This is a genomic window from Roseateles oligotrophus (genome assembly GCF_025717515.1).
Classification (GTDB): domain Bacteria; phylum Pseudomonadota; class Gammaproteobacteria; order Burkholderiales; family Burkholderiaceae_C; genus Paucibacter_A; species Paucibacter_A oligotrophus.
The window spans coordinates 601,597-622,041 of record NZ_JAJIRN010000003.1 but is presented as its reverse complement, the minus strand read 5'-3'; the positions used below and the strand labels follow the sequence as shown (position 1 = coordinate 622,041).

At 62.7% G+C, this 20,445-nt stretch carries 15 protein-coding genes and 1 tRNA gene; 6 read left to right on the top strand and 10 right to left on the bottom strand.

Annotated elements, in window-relative coordinates:
- Positions 1-8: 8 nt before the first annotated feature.
- The 3 genes from LNV07_RS09025 to LNV07_RS09015 all read right to left on the bottom strand — a co-directional run bounded on the left by LNV07_RS09025 (position 9) and on the right by LNV07_RS09015 (position 4,367).
- On the bottom strand, positions 9-2,870 hold the full coding sequence (locus LNV07_RS09025; protein ID WP_263570822.1) for an ATP-binding protein: 2,862 nt from the start codon (positions 2,868-2,870) through the stop codon (positions 9-11).
- A gap of 140 nt (positions 2,871-3,010) precedes the next feature.
- Positions 3,011-3,736 (bottom strand): phytochelatin synthase family protein, encoded by a 726-nt coding sequence (locus tag LNV07_RS09020; protein WP_263570821.1) that lies wholly within the window; start codon positions 3,734-3,736, stop codon positions 3,011-3,013.
- Position 3,737: 1 nt separating this feature from the next.
- On the bottom strand, positions 3,738-4,367 hold the full coding sequence (locus LNV07_RS09015) for a sigma-70 family RNA polymerase sigma factor (protein WP_263570820.1): 630 nt from the start codon (positions 4,365-4,367) through the stop codon (positions 3,738-3,740).
- A 148-nt stretch (positions 4,368-4,515) separates the two neighbouring features.
- Here LNV07_RS09015 and LNV07_RS09010 point away from each other — a divergent pair, with 148 nt between their 5' ends.
- Together LNV07_RS09010 and LNV07_RS09005 are read left to right on the top strand one after the other, a co-directional pair.
- Positions 4,516-5,898, top strand: coding sequence for an NAD(P)-binding protein (locus LNV07_RS09010; RefSeq protein ID WP_263570819.1), 1,383 nt, complete (start codon positions 4,516-4,518; stop codon positions 5,896-5,898).
- A 76-nt stretch (positions 5,899-5,974) separates the two neighbouring features.
- Positions 5,975-7,195: an MFS transporter gene (locus tag LNV07_RS09005; RefSeq protein ID WP_263570818.1), complete on the top strand. Its 1,221-nt coding sequence runs from the start codon at positions 5,975-5,977 to the stop codon at positions 7,193-7,195.
- Between the two features lie 48 nt (positions 7,196-7,243).
- Here LNV07_RS09005 and LNV07_RS09000 read toward each other — a convergent pair whose 3' ends face one another.
- On the bottom strand, positions 7,244-7,639 hold the full coding sequence (locus LNV07_RS09000; RefSeq protein WP_263570817.1) for an HU family DNA-binding protein: 396 nt from the start codon (positions 7,637-7,639) through the stop codon (positions 7,244-7,246).
- A 238-nt stretch (positions 7,640-7,877) separates the two neighbouring features.
- On the opposite strand from LNV07_RS09000, the gene LNV07_RS08995 reads away from it, so the two are divergent.
- Positions 7,878-10,013, top strand: a complete 2,136-nt coding sequence (locus LNV07_RS08995) for a putative bifunctional diguanylate cyclase/phosphodiesterase (protein ID WP_263570816.1) — start codon at positions 7,878-7,880, stop codon at positions 10,011-10,013.
- Positions 10,014-10,087: 74 nt separating this feature from the next.
- Here LNV07_RS08995 and LNV07_RS08990 read toward each other — a convergent pair.
- Positions 10,088-10,172 (bottom strand) — tRNA-Leu (locus tag LNV07_RS08990).
- A 97-nt stretch (positions 10,173-10,269) separates the two neighbouring features.
- Positions 10,270-11,166, bottom strand: coding sequence for an EamA family transporter (locus tag LNV07_RS08985; protein WP_263570815.1), 897 nt, complete (start codon positions 11,164-11,166; stop codon positions 10,270-10,272).
- 97 nt (positions 11,167-11,263) lie between these two features.
- Here LNV07_RS08985 and LNV07_RS08980 point away from each other — a divergent pair, with 97 nt between their 5' ends.
- Complete coding sequence (locus tag LNV07_RS08980) at positions 11,264-12,673, top strand: aminotransferase-like domain-containing protein (protein WP_263570814.1); 1,410 nt, start codon at positions 11,264-11,266, stop codon at positions 12,671-12,673.
- On the opposite strand, the gene amaB is transcribed toward LNV07_RS08980, so the two are convergent.
- The 4 genes from amaB to LNV07_RS08960 form a co-directional block, all read right to left on the bottom strand.
- On the bottom strand, positions 12,670-14,175 hold the full coding sequence (gene amaB / locus LNV07_RS08975; protein WP_263570813.1) for an L-piperidine-6-carboxylate dehydrogenase: 1,506 nt from the start codon (positions 14,173-14,175) through the stop codon (positions 12,670-12,672). The genes LNV07_RS08980 and amaB overlap by 4 nt on opposite strands.
- A gap of 89 nt (positions 14,176-14,264) precedes the next feature.
- Positions 14,265-16,166, bottom strand: coding sequence for an MASE3 domain-containing protein (locus LNV07_RS08970; protein WP_263570812.1), 1,902 nt, complete (start codon positions 16,164-16,166; stop codon positions 14,265-14,267).
- Between the two features lie 92 nt (positions 16,167-16,258).
- Positions 16,259-17,197: an exopolyphosphatase gene (locus LNV07_RS08965; protein WP_263570811.1), complete on the bottom strand. Its 939-nt coding sequence runs from the start codon at positions 17,195-17,197 to the stop codon at positions 16,259-16,261.
- A 339-nt stretch (positions 17,198-17,536) separates the two neighbouring features.
- Positions 17,537-18,748: a M24 family metallopeptidase gene (locus LNV07_RS08960; protein WP_263570810.1), complete on the bottom strand. Its 1,212-nt coding sequence runs from the start codon at positions 18,746-18,748 to the stop codon at positions 17,537-17,539.
- 101 nt (positions 18,749-18,849) lie between these two features.
- On the opposite strand from LNV07_RS08960, the gene LNV07_RS08955 reads away from it, so the two are divergent.
- Together LNV07_RS08955 and LNV07_RS08950 are read left to right on the top strand one after the other, a co-directional pair.
- Positions 18,850-19,428, top strand: coding sequence for an NnrU family protein (locus tag LNV07_RS08955; protein WP_263570809.1), 579 nt, complete (start codon positions 18,850-18,852; stop codon positions 19,426-19,428).
- Positions 19,429-19,639: 211 nt separating this feature from the next.
- The gene (locus tag LNV07_RS08950; protein ID WP_263570808.1) at positions 19,640-20,443 is read left to right on the top strand and encodes a formate/nitrite transporter family protein; all 804 of its coding nucleotides are present in this window, start codon (positions 19,640-19,642) and stop codon (positions 20,441-20,443) included.
- Positions 20,444-20,445 lie beyond the last annotated feature (2 nt).

Sequence of the window (20,445 nt, the reverse complement as noted above, 5' to 3'; positions counted from 1 at the left end):
TCAAGCGCTCAAACCGCTTCGCCCAGCGCCGGCGCCACCAAGGGCAACAAGATCTCGAAGTGGGTGCCCCGCCCGATTCGACTGCTGACCGAGATGCTGCCGCCGAGCAGATTTCGCACGATGTTGTAGCTGATATGCAGGCCCAGGCCACTGCCGCCTTGGCCCAGCCGGGTGGTGAAGAAAGGCTCAAAGATCTTGCTCAGATGCTCGGCCGCAATGCCGTGGCCATCGTCATCGAAGCTCAGGAGTACCTGCTGCGCACCCTGCGCATGAGCGCTCAGCCGCATCTTGCCGCCTTGCCTGCCGTCGAAGCCGTGCAGCGTGGCATTGATGATGAGGTTGCTGATCACCTGCCCCAATGGGCCGGGGTAGCTGTCGAGTGCCAGGTCCTCGTCAACCTCCATCGTCAAGCTATGGCCGGCCCGCGTCAGAACATGCGCCAAGGTCAGCGCGACCTCCTCGCAAGTTTGCTGCAGGCTGAAGGGGCGGCGGCGGTCCGAGGTCTGGTCAACTGCTAACTGCTTGAACCCGCTGACCAGCTCGGCCGCTTTTTCAAGGCTGCGCATCAACAGGCTGCTGGATTCCTGGGTGCTGCGGCAGTACTGCTCCAATTGCGACTTGCGCAAGCCCCCTTGAGCGAGTTCCGTCAAAAAGTCCTGACTGCTGTCCCTCAGCGTGCTCGCCACCAGCAGGCTATTGCCGATCGGCGTATTCAGCTCATGCGCGACTCCGGCCACCAGCGAACCCAGCGCCGCCAGCTTCTCGCGCTCGATCAAATCTCGCTGCATCTGGCGCAGCTCCATCAAGGCCGCATGGGTCTGCTGCTGGGCGGCTTCGGTGAGGGCGTAGGCGGCGGCGTTGTCCAGAGCGATCGCTCCATAGGCACATAGCGCCTTGAAGATAAAGCGCTCGCGGTCACCATAGGCATGCGGGTGCGTCGACTGAATCGACATCACGCCCAGCAGCCTGTCGCCAGCAAGCAAGGGGCCAAATAGCAGGCTCAGGGTGACCAAGGTACCCGGGACCAGACTCGCGCCATCGCTGCCCTCGGATTCAAGATTGATCAGCAGCTCCTCGCGATCACGGGCGCAGCGGGCGAGTACCGAATCGCCGTCCATCACGAGTATCTTGGGTTCCAGCTGCTCGCCGCCTTCAACACCATAGGCCAATGCCAATTGCCCCGGCCCTGCCATCCCTGCGGGCGGTGGCTCCGCCATGAACACCACAAAGCTGGCCGCATCCAGCAACTGATCGACATGCCGGTACAAGGTCTGAAAAATGCTCTCGGCCTGCAAACAAGCGGTTATTTCACGCCCCATCACGCCGAGAATTTCCAGCGTAGTGGTGGTCTCCCGCAAAGCCTCGGCCGCTTGCTGGTGCAACACCGTTTCTGCCTGCGCTTGCTCCAACTCATGTTTGACTTGCATCGCCACCGCACGCTGTTGCACGGCGACGGTCTGCACCTTGCGGTAGGCACTCTGCGCCGCCAGACCATATTCGTAGGCAGATTTGTAGTTGCCGGCCTTGGCCTCGGCCGCCGCCAATTGCTGCCACAAATCGGGTGCCGGTTCATAGCCCTTGATGGTGGCGGCCAACGCCTCCGCTCGCCGCAAATAATGCAGGGCGAGCGAGGGCTCATGCATATCGTCAGGGTAAGGCAGGCCGGCGTCATCCGGCATTTGCGCCAAGACCTGCAGCGCCTTCATCTCGCCCAGCACATCACCCAAGGTGGCAGCCAAACCCAAAGCGGCCATGGCCGCTTCGCCGGCCGCCTGTTTGTGGCCGACCTTCAGCAAGGCCGCGGCCCGGCTGCACTGCACCAGCAAGAGCAAATCGGGACTCAACTTCAGGTCAAGCTGGGCCGCCAGATCGGTGAAGGCCTGCGCCGCGCTCGCATAGCGGCCATCGGCGAGTTCCAAGTCCGCCAGGTCGATCATGATCTGAGCCTGGTTGCGAGAACCGGGCAGCAAGGCCATTTGCTTGGTGCTCTCCAGCAAGAAGGTGCGCGCCTCGGCATAGCGACCCAACTGCCGCATTGCCGTGCCGATCTTGCCCAGACACAAGCCCAGACTGACCGGCCAGCCGAGCTCGCGCGCCAGCAGCAGATCACGCTCATGCATGGCCAAGGCGGTATCCAAATCACCCAGGCGTAAAAACGACTCGGCCGCATTGCTGCCCGCCACCAAGGCCCGCCGCAACTGGCCAATGTCCAGCGCGATCTCATGGGCTCGCAAAAAATGTTTGATCGAAGCTGCGGGATCGCCGGCCATGGCTGCGCACAGGCCCCTTGTGCTGCTGAGCCAAAAAGCAACCGGCAACTGGCCCTGCTGATCGAGCGGAAAGGTCTCAAGCGCTGCCGCCACCGCCACCGGGTCCGAGAACACAGCCATGGTCAGACGACGAGCTTGCAAAGCATCTTGCCGAGCTTTGTCACCGGCAGCCAGATAGACCGCCTGCGCAGCGTCCAGGATGAGCTTGATCTGCCCATGCTGACCGCTGTCCTCCAGCACCTGCCCCTGCAGCCAATAAGCATCCCCCAGGCCCACCATGTCCTGGCAAGTCTCGAACTGCGCCGCCGCATCCAGCGCCATCTGCAGCGCCACCTCAAGCTCGGCAGCCAACTGTTTGGTTTCGGCGCGCACCAGCAGCAGACGTGCGGCAAGGCGGATCTTTTCCACTGCTTGCGCCGGCTCCACCGATGCCTGAAGGCATCGTTCACCCTCCTCGACCCAGTACATCGCCTGCCGGCTGTTGCTTTGGCGCCAGTACCAAGCCAGCGCTACCAAGGTTCGCGCACGCGCGATGCCCGATTGGCTGGGCAACTGCTGCTCCAGCGCGAGCAATTCAATTTTTGGCAGGAACAGTTCCATTGGACGGACCTATCGATTCCCCCTCGCTCTAGCCCTAGTGTCGAATGACGATCGAAGCCTCAAGCCAGGAGCAGGGCCTGAACATAGCAGATTCAAGCCGCAGATATTCAGCCTTTGTCTTCGCCAAAGCTCGGCTCCCGTCAACTTTGCCGCGCTGCCTCGGCGCTTTGCTCGGGCCGAACATGCAAGTAGCCACGAGGCCGCCCGGTCGAGGCATCCTGCGCCGCCATCGCCCGCCACAACAGCTCAAGAGGCAGCCAATGGGGTGGATATTTGAAGCGCGCCACATCAAGCAGCAAGACCAGATCGCGCGCTGCGTGATAGCCGCCAATGGGTGAAAAATGGCCATCTCCGGTCTGGCCCAGCAGGGCACGCGAGTAGGACGCGATCAAGGCCACGCCACTCGGCTGCTCGCTCACTTGGCGCACGCTGGCGCGGAATTGCGCGATGCCGGCATCGGCATCAAGGTCAACATGCCGGGCATCAACCAGCAAACCGTTGCAACGCCCCATCTCGGCCAGACGATCCAGCGTGACGCCTTCTTTTTCGATCACGCTGAGTTGCTCGCAGCAATCGGCCATATCTTCGCTGAACCAGCGCCAGACGCCCTTCCACAAGCGCTTCGGGTCGACCTCCAGCGCGTTCAGCACCATCACCAGGCTGCTGATACCGCAAAAGCTCGGCTCCACCTGGGTATGAAACTGTTCGGCCAAAGGGAAGTAACTCTCCATGTCACCGGCCAACAAGGCCTCGCGGAACAGCAGGCGCCCGGCCGCTGACGACAGCGCAATCAGCTCGGCCGGCAAGGGGCGCCGATAGTGGCCTTCTGGCACCAAATCCGGCGCGAGACTTTTTCTACAAGGCAATTCAGGCTCCTTTTTTGGACCAGGCCGCTGGCGCGCGAGTTGAACCGCAAGCGGCGGGTGAACAATCCCCCTCCGCCCGTCGTGGCCGGAAGTCCAGCACCATGCCGCTAGCGGCCAACTCCAGCTGACAGCAGGCCAGCAGGCTGGCGCGCAGCAGCTTGCGGCCACGACTGGCGCGGCTCTTGACGGCCGACAGCGAGATCTGCATGTCGTCGGCCAGCGACTGCAAGGACCTGCCCTCAAAATCGGTCGCCAGCAAGGTGTCGCGGTAAAGCGCGGGCAGTCGCTTGGTCACCGGCAGCAGGCAGGCGGCCAAGGCCTGGCCGGCCAACTCGGCGTCGGCATCGTCGCTGCCTTCGTCCACCAAGTCCTCGGGCAGCTCATCCATGATGCGCCTACTGCGGTAATGATCGATCACCGCATTGCGGGCAATGGCGTACAGCCAGGCCGACATATTGCTTGGCACCGCGCCCTTCTGCCCGGCTGCCAAGGCCTTCAGAAACACCTCATGCAGCAAGTCCTCGGCCGTCGCGGCGTCGCCGACCTTGCCTCGCAAATAGGCCAGCAAGGCCCGGCGCAGCGATTGATAGGTCTCGGCAATATCTTGCTCGGCGATGGGCGCAATAGTCATGGAATGCTTGTCTCGGTGAACTGGAAGCTTGGACACGAAGGCTAAGACGGGCAAGTTTAAAAAAAGTTGCAACCTTTTTGCGCGGCCATCGTCTAAATACAGGAGCGGCCCCCAAAACCTTCCTTCCACCCCCTCGAAAGACCAAGCCATGAATGACATCAGCACAGCAGCAAACCCGGCTTCACTGCCGATCGCCATCATCGGCGCCGGCCCGGTCGGCTTGGCCGCGGCAGCCCAATTCATACAGCGTGGCTTGCCGGTGGCCATTTTCGAGGCCAGCGCCTCGGTGGGCGGCAACCTGCAGAACTACCGCCATGTGCGCCTATTCTCGCCCTGGCAATACAACATCGACCCGAGCGCCGCAGCCTTGCTGGCCGGCACGGGCTGGCTGCGGCCCGATGCGGCCGATTTGCCGACCGCTGGCGAGTTGGTCGACGACTATCTGCTGCCGCTGAGCCGTTTGCCTGCCATCGACGCCAAGCTGCGCTTGAACAGCCGGGTGCTGGCCGTCTCGCGCCTCGGTTTCGACAAGGTCAAGACCCGCGGTCGCGAGGCCGCACCCTTTGTCCTGCGCGTCGCCGGCCCGGCGGGCGAAAGCGAGATCCAGGCAAGGGCGGTGATCGACGCCTCGGGCACCTGGTCGCAGCCGAATCCGCTCGGCGCCCATGGCTTGCCGGCGCTGGGTGAACATGCCTTCGCCGAGCGCATTGACTACGGCATGCCCGATGTGCTGGGCGAGCAGCGCGGCCGCTATGCCGGCATCAAAGTGCTGGTGGTCGGCGCCGGCCATTCGGCCATCGGCAACCTGATCAATCTGGCGACGCTGGCCGAGCAGGAGGAGCAGACCCGGATAGTTTGGGCGCTGCGAGGCCATGAGCTCGGCAAACTCTTTGGCGGCGGCGAAAACGACGGCCTGGCGGCACGCGGCGCGCTCGGCCAGCGCCTGCGTCAACTGCTTGAGCGGGGACGACTCGAGTTGCACCAGGGCTTTCAGGTGCACAGCATTGGCGAGCTCAATGGAGGCATGCGCGTGATGCCGCTGGACGCCGGCCTCGCGCCGATCGACGGCATAGATCGCATCATCGCGGCCACCGGCGCTCGCCCCGATCTGAGCCTGACGGCCGAGCTGCGCACTCGCCATGACGCCTGGCTGGAAAGCACCGAATTGCTGGCACCGCTGATCGACCCGAATGAGCATAGCTGCGGCACGGTACGGCCCCATGGGCACCGCGAGCTGGCCCATCCCGAGCCGGGTTTCTATGCCATTGGCGCCAAGAGTTATGGCCGCGCGCCCAATTTTCTGATGGCCACCGGCTACGAGCAGGCGCGCTCGGTGGCGGCAGCCTTGGCCGGCGATCTGGCGGCGGCCGACGAGGTGCGGCTGGAGCTGCCCCAAACAGGGGTCTGCTCGAGCCGCCCCGCCGGTGCAGCCAAGGCTGCCGCGGCACCCTGTTGCGGCACCAGCGCGGCGGTGGCCGCCGCCCCGTCCCGCTGCGGCCCGGCGGCGGCTCGCGCAAGCTGCTGCGGCTGAACGGCTGCCGGTCAAGACGGCCGCCACAATATGCGTGGCACCACTCCTTCTTTCACCTTCGCATTCGGACCCCGTTTTGACCGATGACTCCACCTACCGGCCCGGCCTTGTCGGCTGGCTCTCGCTCGCTCAGTTGATCAACTGGGGCAGCATCTTCTACACCTTTGCGCTGCTGATGGGGCCGGTTGAAAGCGAGTTGGGCCTCAGCCGGGTCGAGGTCTCGCTGGCTTTCAGCATCGCCATCCTGGCCGAAGGATTGCTGGCCTATCCGGTCGGCCGCTGGATAGAGCGGGGCCTTGAGCGGAGGGTGATGACCGGCGGGTCACTGCTGGCCGCCGCCTGCTTGGCGCTGCACAGCCTGGTGAATTCCCAGCTGGGTTTCTACGCAGTTTGGGCCGGTCTGGGCGCGGCCATGGCAATGGTGCTCTACACGCCGGTGTTTGCCGTGGTGACGCGGCGCTTTCCCGCCGACTACCGGCGCGCCATCATCACGATGACCTTTCTGGGCGGCCTGGCCAGCACCGTCTTCATCCCCTTGAGCGCGGCCCTGATTGCGCAGCTGAGTTGGCGGCCCGCGCTGCTCTGTTTGGCGGCTCTGCACCTGTTGGTATGCGCGCCGCTGCACGCATTGGCGCTGCGCAATGCGCCGGCCAAAGCCTTGCGGGCCGCCGGCGAAGCGACAGCAGGGTTAACGCCCAATTTACGCAGCACCATGCGCGGCAAACCCTTCTTGCTGGTGGCCGCCTTTATGGTGCTGATGACCGCCGTATCGACCGCCTTGCCGGCCCACATGATCAGTCTCTTGCGCGAGCGTGGTCTGAGCGAGGCCTGGGTCATCGCCGTGCCCGCCAGCCTGGGCGCGTTCCAGGTTCTTGGGCGCTTGTTTCTATTCTTCTTCGAGCGCCATTTCGATTTGCATCTGGCCAATCGGCTGATCCCCGCGCTGATCCCGCTCGGCTTGCTGGTGCTGCTTGGCGCACCATTGCTGGCGCCAGATCAGAGTTGGTTGATGCTGCTCTTTGTCTTGCTGTTCGGCGTCGGCAACGGCATGCTGACCATCGTCAAGGGCACTGCCTTCGCGCAATACGTCAACCGCGATCAAGTGGCGCGTTTGAATGGCGCCTTGGGTCTGCCGCTGGCCTTGGCGCGCGCCGCCGCCCCGCTATTGCTGGCCGGGCTATGGACCCAGCAAGCGGGCTATAGCTATGGCCTGTGGCTGCTATTTTTCGCCGCCTCACTGGGAGTGGCGGCGCTGCACCGGGCGGCAGAAAAAACGGCCGAGCACCGAGGCGGGTGATCGACCGATTTACGCAAGCGGGGCCGGAACGGCCGCCGCATTACAGACTTACTTCTTGGCGGCCTTAGCTGCAGGCTTGGCTGCTGGCTTGGCTGCGGCCTTGGCGGCTGGCTTGGCAGCGGCCTTGGCCGGGGCGGCTGCGACCTTGGCGGCCTTGCGGGCAGCGGCCTTTGGATCAACGGCGGCCTTGAAACCTGCGCCTGGAGTGAACTTGGGCAGCTTGGCGGCAGCGATCTTGATCTTGTCGCCGGTGCTTGGATTCACACCGGTGCGGGCCGCGCGAGCATGCTGTTTGAAGGAACCAAAGCCGGGGATAGCCACGGCGCCGCCCTTTTTCACGGTACTAACCACAGCATCAAGCAGGGTCTCGAGGATGCGACCGGCTTCAGCCTTGGTCAGTTCATGCTTGGCGGCCAGGTGTGCAATCAGTTCGGTTTTGTTCATTCCGGAATCTCGTCTTTTGGTTGAGCCCGACGATCTCGGGCGGCGCCATTTTCACCTAAACCGAGCGATTGCCGATGGGGAGCGGCATAAAAGGCGCTGATAAGGCAAAAAAAGTCCGCGCCGCCTCCTCCTGAATCTATATCGCCCCACCTCAAACGCCGGCAATCAAGTAAGCTGCGGCGGTAATCGGGCGCGAGCCTCAAAGCAGACGCCCCTCGAAATCAACCAGATAGTGCCCATGAAACAGGCCATAAACACCGGCGCAGATGATTGGCTGAATCAACTCGACTGCTCGGCGTTGGACTTGCTCGACGCCTTGCCGTCGCTGGTCTGGATCCTCGATACGCAGCTTCGCCCCCGATTTGCCTCCGCGGCGCTGCTGCGTTATGCCGGTTGCACCCGGGCCGAGCTGCGCAGCCTCGGTGGACAAGCGCTCGTGCACCCGCATGACTGGTCCGGTTTTGAGCAGGCCTGCCGCCAACATTTGTTCGCCGAGGATCCGCGACCATTCACGCGCGACTACCGCCTGAGAGCCGCAGACGGCAGCTACCGCTGGCATCTGCTGCAGGCCGATCTGGCGCCGGTGGGCCGAGTCGGCTCGGAGCGCATGCTGCTGGGCACAAACAGCGACATTGACGAGCGCAAACGGATCGAGGCGCGCTTGCAAGACACCGATGACCTCTGGAAGCTCGCCCTGGAAAGCAATGGCGACGGCGTCTGGGACTGGTATGTGCAAAGCGGGGTCGAGCTGTATTCGGCCCGCTACCTGCAAATTTACGGTTATACCGAGACCGACGTCCGACCGACCCCCGCCGAGTTCGATGCCCGCACGCATCCCGATGATCTGGCGAAAATGCAGGCCGACCGCGAAGCACATTTCTCCGGCCGAGTAAGCAGTTACAGCAATGAACACCGCGTCCGCTGCAAAGATGGCAGCTGGAAGTGGATCCACAGCCGAGGCATGGTGATCAGCCGCGATGAACAGGGGCAACCTCTTCGCATGGTGGGTACGCACACCGACATCAGTCACCGCAAGGCAGCCGAGGCGCTGATCTGGCAGCAGGCTCATTTCGACCCCTTGACGGGCCTGCCCAATCGGCGCAGCCTGCGCGAACGACTCGAGCAGCAATTGCTGGAGGCCCAGCAGCGCGGCGGCGGGCTTGCGGTGCTCTTCATCGATCTCGACCATTTCAAAGAAGTCAACGACACGCTCGGCCATGACATGGGCGACACGCTCTTGATTGAAGCAGGCGCACGCATCAGCACTTGCCTGCGCCCCGGGGACACGGTCGCGCGGATGGGCGGCGATGAATTCACGGTGCTACTGAACTCAGACGGTAGCGCCGCGCAGCTTGAGCCCCAGGCACGCGAAGTAGCCCGGCAAATCATTGCATCGCTGGCCAGCGTGTTCCAGTTGGGCAATGAACGGGTCTTCGTCTCGGCCAGCATAGGCGTCAGTCATTACCCCAGCGATGGCGTGCAAATCGAGGCGCTGTTCAAGCACGCTGATCAGGCCTTGTATGCAGCAAAAGCCGCCGGGCGCAACCGCTTGGGCTACTTCACGCCCGAGTTGCAAGAGGCAGCCCAGAACCGCATGCGACTCGGCAATGACTTGCGCGATGCGCTGAGCCTGCAGCAATTCTTCATTGAGTACCAAGCGATTGTCGACCTCGCCAGCGGGCATATCCACAAGGCCGAAGCCTTGCTGCGCTGGCGTCACCCGCGCCAGGGCGTGATCGGCCCGACCATCTTTATTCCGCTGGCCGAGGCCAGCGGAATAATCATCGAGATTGGTGAATGGGTGTTTCGGCAGGCCGCAAACCAGGTCAAGCAGTGGCGTGCCCGGTTTGACCAGAATTTTCAGATCAGCGTCAACAAATCGCCGGTGCAGTTTCGCAGCGAGATCGGCAACACGCCGGCGAGCGTCAGCTGGGCCGAAGCGATGACGGGGCTGGGCTTGGCGGGAGAGGCCCTGACGATAGAGATTACCGAAGGCCTGCTGCTTGAAGCCGACACCGAGGTGGAGTCCAATCTAGCCGCGCTGCACGCTGCCGGCTTTCAGGTTTCCCTGGATGATTTCGGCACTGGCTTCTCATCACTCGCCTATCTGCAGAAGTATTCGATTGACCTGCTGAAGATCGATCAGCGTTTTGTACGTCATCTGCACGCCGATGCCAAAGACTTTGCGCTGTGTTCGGCCATCATCACCATGGCCCACGCGTTGGGGATGAAGGTGGTTGCCGAAGGCGTCGAGACGATCGAGCAGCGAGATCTGCTGATCGCAGCCGGTTGCGATTACGCCCAGGGCTATTTGTTCGGCAGGCCTATGCCGGCCGAGGCGTTTGAGGCCTTGCTGGCAAGACCTGACCCTTGAGCAAGCACGCAAGGCCCTTGCTTCCCGAGCCCCAAACGCAAAAGGCCAGCACTTGCGTGCTGGCCTTTCTTGTTTGGTGCCCAGGAGAGGACTCGAACCTCCACGGAGTTACCCGCTAGTACCTGAAACTAGTGCGTCTACCAATTCCGCCACCTGGGCAAGGTGTCTTCTTGAGAAGAGGCCGGACTATAGCATCAGTTTTCGGGGAATCGAGACAAGACTCATAAAACCGACCAAAACTCCGCCAGGCCCGGCCTCATGCGCGCCGAAAACCAAGCCGGGCCGCTTGCCACGCTTTGCCGCCAAACCCGTTGACGATCAAGCCAGTCAGAATCAACAACAGCGCAGCCAATTTGTAAGCCGGCAGAGCCTCATCGAAGATCAGCATCGCGCTCAACATGCCAAACACCGGCACCAGCAAGGCCAGCGGCGCAACGCTCGAGACCGGATACTTTCGGAGCAGATGGTTCCAAATCGCATAGCCGAAGAGTGTGGTCGGATAAACCTGAAATGCAATCGAGAACAGCGCCATCCGATCAATGCTCGCCAAGGACAAGACTATTTTTTCGGGCCCGGAAAACAACCAGGACAAGAGCAGCAAGGGCAGTGGAGCGGCCAGACTGGCCCAGACGATGAAGCCGAACATCTGGCTCGACTTCGTGCCCGACTTCTTTACGGTCACATTGGCGAATGCCCAAGCGAGTGCGCCCAGCAGCACCAGACTCAGGCCCAGCAAGCTGCCCCGACCCTCGGTATGCCAGGCAATCAGCGCAACGCCCGCAAAGGCCAGCGTCGTGCCTGCGATCAAGGGGGCTGCGAGCTTTTCTCGGAAGAACATGATGCCGCCGGCCATGCTGAAAAACACCGCAAGCTGCAACACGACCGAGGCCAACCCTGCGCTCAGGCCGAAATAGATACCGGCATACACCAGGCCCCATTGCAAGACCCCGAAGAACAAGCCGTAGATCGCCAGATAGCCCCAATGCACGGCGGGGCGAGGAACGAAGAAGACCGCCGGCAAGGCACATAGCGCGAAGCGCAGCGCGGCCAGTAGAAACGGGTCCATGCTGCCCAAGCCCAACTTGACGATGGAGAAGTTCAGGCCCCAGATGGCGGTCACCAACAGGGCCAAGGCAAGTTCAATAGCTTTCATCTGCGGCTTTCTTTTCATTTCCACCGTGCAGCAAACGGCCTCGCCATGCTATGGTCGATTGGACCGAACAGAGCAATCCAATTGACGAGCACTGGACTTGAACAAGCAGATCAACTTGCCACGGCAACTGCGCACCGCAATGCGCAGCGGCTTCAATGCCGCTCCACGCTATGCCTTGCTGGCCGACGCGTTGCGGGGCTTGATCCTGAGCGGCGATCTGCTGCCCGGCGACCGTTTGCCGACGGAGCGCAGCCTGACGGTCGATCTGAGCCTGAGCCGCAGCACCATCGTGGCGGCCTACTCGCGCCTCGCCGAGGGCGGCTGGATCACAGCGCGCCAGGGTCAAGGCACATCGGTCAGCAGCGGGCCGCCCGGCCATATCGCTTCCGCCAAACGGCATACCCGCATGGGCAGCCCCGCATTGGCACGCCCCCGCGCTGCCGATCTGCTGCCCTGGATCGATTTTTCGCTGGCGACCGCCGTGCCCGATCCGGCTTGGCTAATGCCCAGTGACAGCGGCATGCGCCTGATCTTGCGCGAGGGCGCCTACCAGCCCGAAGGCATGCTGGCCCTGCGCAAACGCATCGCGGCGCGCTACTGCGCCCAGGGCCTGCCGACGACGCCGGAGCAGTTGCTGGTGTGCACCGGCGCGCAACAAGCGATCAGCCTGCTGGCCCTGCAATACCTTGGGGCGGGCGATCTCGTCTTGCTCGAGGACCCCAACTACTTTGGCGCGGTTGATGTTTTCCGAGCCAGTGGCGCGCGCCTGCTCGGCGTGCCGGTGCGCCCTCGGGGCGCCCATGCGCAGGGTTTTATCGATACGTTGGAGCGACTGCGGCCCAAGCTGAGCTATGTCTGCCCCGGCCTGCACAATCCGACCGGAACCACTTGGTCGGCCAGCGCCTGCGCCCGCTTGGGCCGCGCCGCAGCGCGCAGCGGCAGTCTGTTGCTGCTCGACGATTCGCTCGCCGACCTGCATTTCAATAGCGCGCCAAGGCCGCTGCTGCCGGCCCCGGGTGCTGCGGTCATACACATTGGCAGCCTGTCTAAAACGCTCTGGGCGGGTCTGCGGATTGGCTGGCTGCGTGCGCCCACTGCCGCCCTCTACGAGCAACTGCGCCGAGCCAAGGTTTGCGCCGACATCGCCAGCAGCAGCTTGTCCGGCGCCATCGCTTGCGACCTATTCGACCGCCTGGACGCGCTGATAGCCCCGCGTCGCTCCGGCCTGCAAGAGCAAAGTCAGGCCATGCTGCAAGCACTGCATGAGCATCTGCCCGATTGGCAGGCGCGCGCGCCGGAGGGTGGCCTGTTCCTGTGGGTCAAGCTGCCGGCGCATGGGCCGCGCGCGGGCGAGCTGGTCGCGCGCGCCGAAACACTCAATGTTCGCCTGACGCCGGGCAGCGCCTTGGCCGTGGATGGGGGCGGCGATGATCACCTTCGGCTCGCCTTCACGCTGCCCTCGACCTTGGCGACCGAGGGTATCAGGCGATTGGCCGCGCTGGCCTAGACATCAAACCTAACGCCTTGCGCCAATGGTAAATCGCGCGAGTAGTTGATGGTGTTGGTGGTCCGGCGCATATAGGCGCGCCAAGCATCGGAGCCCGATTCGCGGCCGCCGCCGGTTTCCTTCTCGCCGCCGAAAGCACCGCCGATCTCGGCCCCCGAGGTGCCGATATTGACGTTGGCAATGCCGCAGTCGGAGCCGCCCGCCGCCATGAAGATTTCAGCCTCGCGCAGATCATTGGTGAAGATGGCCGATGACAAACCCTGCGGCACATCGTTTTGCAAGGCAATGGCTTCTTCCAGGCTCTGGTACTTCAGCACATACAAGATCGGCGCGAAGGTCTCCTGCTTGACCACCGCCGTTTGCGCCGGCATGACGGCCAGCGCCGGCCGCGCATACCAGGCTTGCGGATAGGCTTGCGCCAGGGCACGGCCGCCTCCATGCACCTCGCCGCCCTGCTCGCGCGCGGCGGCCAAAGCCGATTCCATCGCAGCAAATGCGGCGCCATCGATCAGCGGCCCGATCAGTGCGCCCGCCTCAAGCGGATTGCCGACAAGCAAGGACGCTCGAGCCCGCTCCAGCCTCGCCAGCAGTTCGGCATGAATGCTGGCGTGAATGATGACGCGCCGCGTCGTCGTGCAACGCTGGCCGGCTGTGCCATAGGCGCCGAACAAGATGCCGCGCAGGGCCAGATCCAGGTCGGCTGAGGGGGCGACGATGATGGCGTTATTGCCGCCTAGCTCCAACAGGCAGCGGCCAAAGCGCGCCGCCACGCGGGGCCCGACGGCGCGCCCCATGCGCGTCGAACCGGTGGCCGAAACCAAGGCCACGCGGGCGTCATCGGCCATCGCCTCGCCGAGCGCCGCCCCGCCATTCAACACTTGAGACAAATGCGCCGGCGCGCTGCCGAACTTCGCCACCGCTCGCTCGAACAAGGCCTGCGTCGCCAAGGCCGTCAGCGGCGTTTTCTCGCTCGGCTTCCAGACGCAGCTATTGCCGCAGACCAGCGCCAGCGCGGCGTTCCAGGCCCATACCGCGACCGGAAAGTTGAAGGCCGAGATGATGCCGACGACGCCCAGCGGCAACCATTGCTCCATCATCCGGTGGCCGGGTCGCTCGGAGGCAATTGTGAGCCCGTGCAGCTGACGACTTAGCCCCACGGCGAAGTCGCAGATGTCTATCATCTCCTGCACCTCACCCAAGCCCTCGCTCGTGACCTTGCCGGCTTCGATCGCCACCAAGGCAGCCAACTCGCTTTTGTGGGCGCGCAACTCGGCGCCGAACAGCCGCACCAATTCACCGCGGCGCGGTGCCGGCAGATGGCGCCATTCTTGCTGGGCTTGCAGGGCACAGCCGACCGCCACATGCATAGCGGCAGCGCTGGCCTCTTGGACCAAGCCGATCCGGGCACCATCGATCGGCGAGTGCACCGGCAGCGTGCCCTCGGTGTAGGAGGCGCCGGCGATGCCCAGCGTGGTCAGGAGGTTTTTGCAGGTTTCATTCATGCGCAGATTCTCGCAAGTCTTTTGATTCGCCACTGGGCCAGGTCAGTCGATCTTGCGCAGCGCTTCAAGAACGTTTTGTCGGGCCCGCTCTATTGCCTGTCACCGGCGAGCTTGATCGCCAGCGGCACAGGTAATTCGGCCCTGAAGTCCACCGTGAAGACGGCCTGCGGCCCCTCGCCCACCTGTAGCTTGCCGCCCATCTGACCGGCCAGATCGCCCACCAGTTGCAGGCCCAAGGACCGACTGCGCCTGAGCTCCAAATCGGCGGGAAAGCCGAGCCCGTTGTCGCTCAGTCGCAATCGCCAATGCCGTTCTTCTTCCAAGGGGTTCAGCGAAATGCAGATCTCGCCGCAGCGGCCTTCGGGGAAGCCATGCTTGAGGCTGTTGGACAGCAGTTCATTGATCAACATGGCGCAGGGCGTGGCCTGATCCAGCCCGATCAGCACCGAACCCAACTCGAGCCGCAATTGAACCGCTCCCGGCGTCAGCTGCTGCATTTTCAAGGCGTCTGCGGCGATTTCCCGCACATAGCTGCCCAGGTCGATGGCCGCGAACGTGCCCTTGCGGTAAATGGTTTCATGCAACAAGGCCATGGCGCGCACCCGGCCCTGCATGTCTTGCAGCACGGTCTTGGTCGGCGCATGTTTGCTGCGCCCGCTCTCCAGACGAAGCAGGCTGCTGATGACCTGCAAATTGTTTTTGACCCGGTGATGGACCTCGAGCAGCAGCGCATTTTTCTCTCTGAGCGAGGTTTCCAAATCTTGTTGCGCCTGTATGCGTTCGGTGACATCGCATGTCAGCACCACCAGCGCCTCGGGTTCGCCCGGCAACGCTGCCTTGCGTGCCACCGAAAGCCCGAACCAGCGCAAGCCCTCGCTCGACACCAGCGCCATTTCGCGGCCATAAGAAAAGCCACGGCTAAGTGCCTCTTGCAACGCCGCGCTCAACTGCCCGACGCTCTCGGCAGGCAGCAGCTCATCGAGCGTGCAGGCAATGATTGAGCCCCGCCCCGGCGGCGCCAACAGCATCGCGTCCACATGTGCCGGCGTATGGTGCTCAAGCACGCGGCCCGTCAGGTCCACCTCGAAGACCTGATGAGGCACCGCCGCCAGCGTCGCCTGCAGCCGACCATGCAAGGCGTCGAGCTCGAGGTAAGGGCGTTCGATCGCAGCCACCACGACCGCCTTGTACAAGAACAGATAGGAGACGATTTTGTAGAGGTGCCCCATTAGATTGAAGCCATCGGTGACATCACCGTAGAGCGTGAAAAAAAACTCGCTCATGGCCATCGCGAGCACCACGCCGAGAAAAGCCGGCGCGTTAACCATCGACGGGCTGCTCATACGCCGCAACAACAGCGCGGCGGTGAGCAGATTGATGGCGATCAGCGTGTACTCAAAACCCAGCTTGAAGGCGCTCAAGCCCTGGCCGACGATGAAGGTGCGGGGCATCCATTCGGGTCGAAACAGAAACACCCCGTGGACCACGCCCACCCAGCCAATCAGCGCCAGCAAGATGGCATAGCGGCCTGCCTTGGTGGCCGGCGCGGGCCAGCGGCGGGCGGCCACCGCCAGCAAAGCCAAGGCCGCCATGCTGCGGGCGGCTAGCCAGAAATTGATGGCTTTTTCGGCGCCATTGGGCGTCACAAAGTCGGGCATACCGGCATACGACAACATATGCGCGAGATCAAGCAGGCCGACGCCGAGGAAGGCACAGGCCAACAGGAATAGATTGCCGGAAGCCCGACCGGCACTGTATGCATTCCAGGCTGTCGCGAAGACCAAACCCGCGACACAGATTGCGGCCGTTTCAAGCATGGTGTGGATCGGCGGGTAGCCCGCCAGACCCTTGAACATCTGCTGCGAGGGCGCAAGCCAGCATAGAAGCAGTAGCGCCGACAGCACCGCCAGCGCCAGCCCATGCTTGCGCAACTCACGATGGAGACTGGGGTGAATATAGTCAGAGAACACCATTGCTTGGGCCTTGCTCACTGGTCGTTCGTTCAGGTTCACACTGTTTGGCATGAACGCTCAGTGGCCAAGCGAAAATAGAACAGCAGCTGCTAACTGATACTCAAAGCGCATCAGCCATCCTGGTTGATCTTCGCGATCAGTTCCCGCAACACCGTATCGGCACGGTCATTGTCGATTTGGCAGGTACCGGCCGCGTGATGGCCGCCGCCACCATATTCAAGCATCAGCTCCCCCACATTGCTGCGGCTGCTGCGATCCAGGATCGATTTGCCGGTAGCGAAGACGGTGTTCTGCTTTTGCACGCCCCACAACACATGGATGGAGATATTGGTCTGCGGGTACATCGCATAGATCATGAAACGATTGGTTGCCCAAATGGTTTCTTCGCGGCGCAGGTCCAGTACCGCCAGCTTGCCATGCACGGTCGTGCAACGGCCGATCTGCTCCTTGGCGCGGGCCGTTTGTTCGAAGTACAACTCGACCCGCTCCTTCACATCGGGCAGGGCCAGAATTTCGTCGATGTCGTGGTCGGCGCAGTACTTGATCAGATCCATCATCAACGTGTAATTGCTGATGCGGAAGTCACGAAACCGACCCAGCCCGGTGCGCGAGTCCATCAGATAGTTCAAGAGCGGCCAATCGCTCGGATTGAGGATTTCCTCGCGGCTGAACTGCGCCGAATCGGCCTTGTCAACGGCGTCCATCATTGCGTCGCTGATGCGGGGGAAGGTCGCCTTGCCGCCGTAATGGTCATAGACCACGCGCGCCGCCGACGGGGCATCGGCCAAGATGATGTGGTTCGGGCGCTCGCCGGTATTGCGGACCGTCTCCGACTCGTGATGATCAAAGACCAAATGCGCTGCCGCCACATAGGGCAGATTGGTGGTGATGTCGCGTCCGGTAATCGGCACCTTGCCGTCTTGCATGTCCTTGGGATGGACGAACAAAATGTCGTCAATCAGTTGCAACTCATTCAGCAGCACGGCGCAAACGAGTCCGTCAAAGTCGCTGCGGGTGACGAGGCGAAACTTCTGCTTGGCTGATTCCATGGAACGCTCCGGCTTCAATAAGAGGTGCAAGACTTGCCCCTATGCCTGCAATGATAGGCAAAGCTGCCTGCCTGCGGAAACAAAACTTTCTGATCTTGGTCAAGGTAGCAGAATCGGGCGCAGCTGATTCGCGTGGTGCGCCAGTCAATAGCTGTGCACCAAAAGCAAGCGTTAGGTGTCCGGCAGCGCCCAAAAAAGAAGCCCCAGGCACAAGGCCTGAGGCTTAAATCCACCCAGGGGCGGTGGAGGAGACAACCGTAGTTGGTTAGCTTTAGCAGATTCCGTGCCAACTCTGCATTACTGAGCGAAGCTTGGCGGCCCACCGGGCTTTGAAACCCCTCAAACCGCCAAGCCGAAGGGATCGTCGATCGAGTGCGCCGGCTGGCTGAACCAGCGTGGCCCGGCGGCGGTCATATAGACATGGTCCTCATGCCTAATTCCGAATTCGCCCGGCATGCAAATCATCGGCTCGTTGCTGAAGCACATGCCTTCGGCCAGCGGAGTTTCATCGTTATCGACCAGGTAGGGCCACTCATGGATATCGAGGCCGCAACCATGGCCGGTGCGGTGCGGCAGGCCGGGCAGTTCATAGCCCGGGCCTAAGCCTGCGGCTTTGATAACCGCTCGCGCGGCGCGGTCGACGTCTCGGCACGGGGTGCCCAATTGCGCGGCCGCAAACGCTGCGGCCTGTGCCGCTTTTTCCAGCACCCAGATCTCGCGCTGGCGCGCGGTCGGCTCGCCATAGACATAGGTGCGCGTGATGTCCGACATATAGCCATGCACCAGGCAGCCGGTGTCGATCAACACCACATCGCCGTCGCGCAGGGTCTGCGCGTCCTTGACCCCGTGCGGGAAGGAACTGGCCACGCCGAACAGCACGATGCAAAAGTAAGAGCCGCGCGCCCCAACTTTGCGATGCGCCTCAGCGATGAAGGACTCGACCTCGGTCGTCGTGATGCCCGCCCTCAGCATGCTCGCTGTGGCACGGTGCACGGCCATGGTCATATCGTGGGCTCGCTGCATCAAGGCGATCTCGGCGCCTGACTTGCGCATCCGACAAGCGGCGGTGATCGGTTTGGCATTCACCCAAGGCAGGCCCTCGCGCTGCAGGCCGTCGATCACAAACAAGGGCGTGTCCTCGCTGATAGCCAAGCGAGACGCGCTGTCCATTCCCGCCTGCGTCAACACGCGTCGGCACAGCGCATAAGGGCTTTCATGCTCCTGCCAAACATGCAACTGGCCCGGCAGTTGCATGTACTCTCGCAGCGTGCCCTCCTCAAACGCCGGGGCAACATACTGCGGCTCGCCCTCGGCCGGGATGATCAAGCCGACCAAGCGTTCGCTCGGGTACCAAACGGTACCGCTGAAGTAACGCATATTCGTGCCGGCATGGGCATACAGCGCGCCAAGCCCCTGCTCACGCAACAAGGCCTGTGCAGCAGCCACGCGGGCGCGGTACTCGGCCAGCGCAATCGGTTCAGCGCCGTCCATCATGTCGCTCAAACCCGCCAAGGCGTCCTCGGCACTCTTTCCACCAACACCAATTGTCATCACGCACTCCGTTAAATATATTTGAATAATATCTTAATTGAGTAAGCCAACATCGCGTACAAAGCGAGGCTGCGGCAGCGTCGCCGCTCGGAGAGATTTTGATGCTCGAATTGGTCTTGGGTCTGTTGATTTTTTTGGGTGTGCACTCGGTACGCATCTTCGCCAATGATTGGCGCAGTGCGCAGCTGCGGCAGCGCGGTGAGGCGACGTGGAAGCTAGGCTATACGGTGCTGTCCATCCTCGGTTTTGCTTTGATTGTTTGGGGATACGGCTTGGCGCGGCAGAGTCCGCAGATCTTGTGGGTCACGCCCAAAGGCATGAATCATCTGGCCGCGCTGCTGACGCTGATTGCCTTCGTCATGCTGGCCGCCGCCTATGTGCCGCGCAACGCGATCAAAACCAAGTTGCGTCACCCGATGGTGCTGGGCATCAAGGTCTGGGCATTGGCGCACCTGTTGGCCAACAACAATCTGGCCGACTTGCTGCTGTTTGGTGGCTTTTTGGTCTGGGCCGTGCTGTGCTTTCGGGCCGCCCGCCAGCGTGATCGCGCCAATCCGCCCGCCCTGCTGGCGGCCAGTTCCAGCGGCACCGCAGTAGCGATCGGGATAGGCGCGCTGGCTTGGGCAGGCTTCGCGTTTTGGGGTCACGCGGCCTTGATTGGCGTCCGTCCGATGGGCTGATGGGGGCTGGAACATTCCAACAAGGTCGCGGAACCCGCCTTGAATACGCCCTCGAGGTTCAGGCTGCTGACGCAGCGGTCACCATTTATCCGGACAAGACGCCAAGGAGGCGGTCCAGCTCGCGCAACAAGAAGCCAGCCCGCTCGGGCGAAACTTCCATGATGCCGAGGGGTGGCGACGTTTAAGATCAGCCGATAAAGGGAGCACAGTCATGGCAGAGGTCTTCGGTCTGGACGCTTACTCGCCCAGAGAGATAGCCGAGCGGGTCAACGAGTTCTGCGTCGTCAAGGCGCGGCTGCCGCTGCTAACGCTGTTGCTGCTCGGCATGCTGGCCGGCGCATTCATCGGTCTGGGTGGATTGGTGTACACGCTGGTGCTCAGCGACCCGACGCTCGGCTTTGCGGCCTCGCGGCTCTTGGGCGGGCTGGGGTTTTCGCTCGGGCTGATCTTGGTCACGGTGGCCGGGGCCGAGCTCTTTACCGGCAACAACTTGCTGGCAATGGCCTGGGCCAGCGGCCGGGTCAGCACGAGGCAGGTGCTGCGCAATTGGCTGGCGGTGTCGATTGCCAATTTTGCCGGCGCGGCGGGCTTGGCCATGCTGGTGTTCCTGTCCGGGCACGGCGCCCTGAATGGCGGCGCCGTGGCCGAAACAGCGATACGCATAGCCACCAACAAGGCCGCATTGCCTTGGAGCGAGGCCTTTTTTCGGGGCGTGCTTTGCAATATATTGGTCTGCATGGCGGTATGGATGGCGCTGGCCGGCCGCAGCGTGACCGACAAGGTGCTGGCCATCGTGTTCCCGATCAGCGCCTTCGTGGCGGCGGGCTTCGAGCATTCAATCGCCAATATGTACTTCTTTCCGCTCGCGATGGCGCTCGGTGCGCCACTGGCCTGGGCCGACTTGTTCCGCAACTTGCTTCCCGTCGTGCTGGGCAATTTGGCCGGAGGCACGCTGCTGGTGGCCGGCGTCTACTGGGTGATCTATTTGCGGGGAACGCGGCGGCCAGCGGGTTGAAG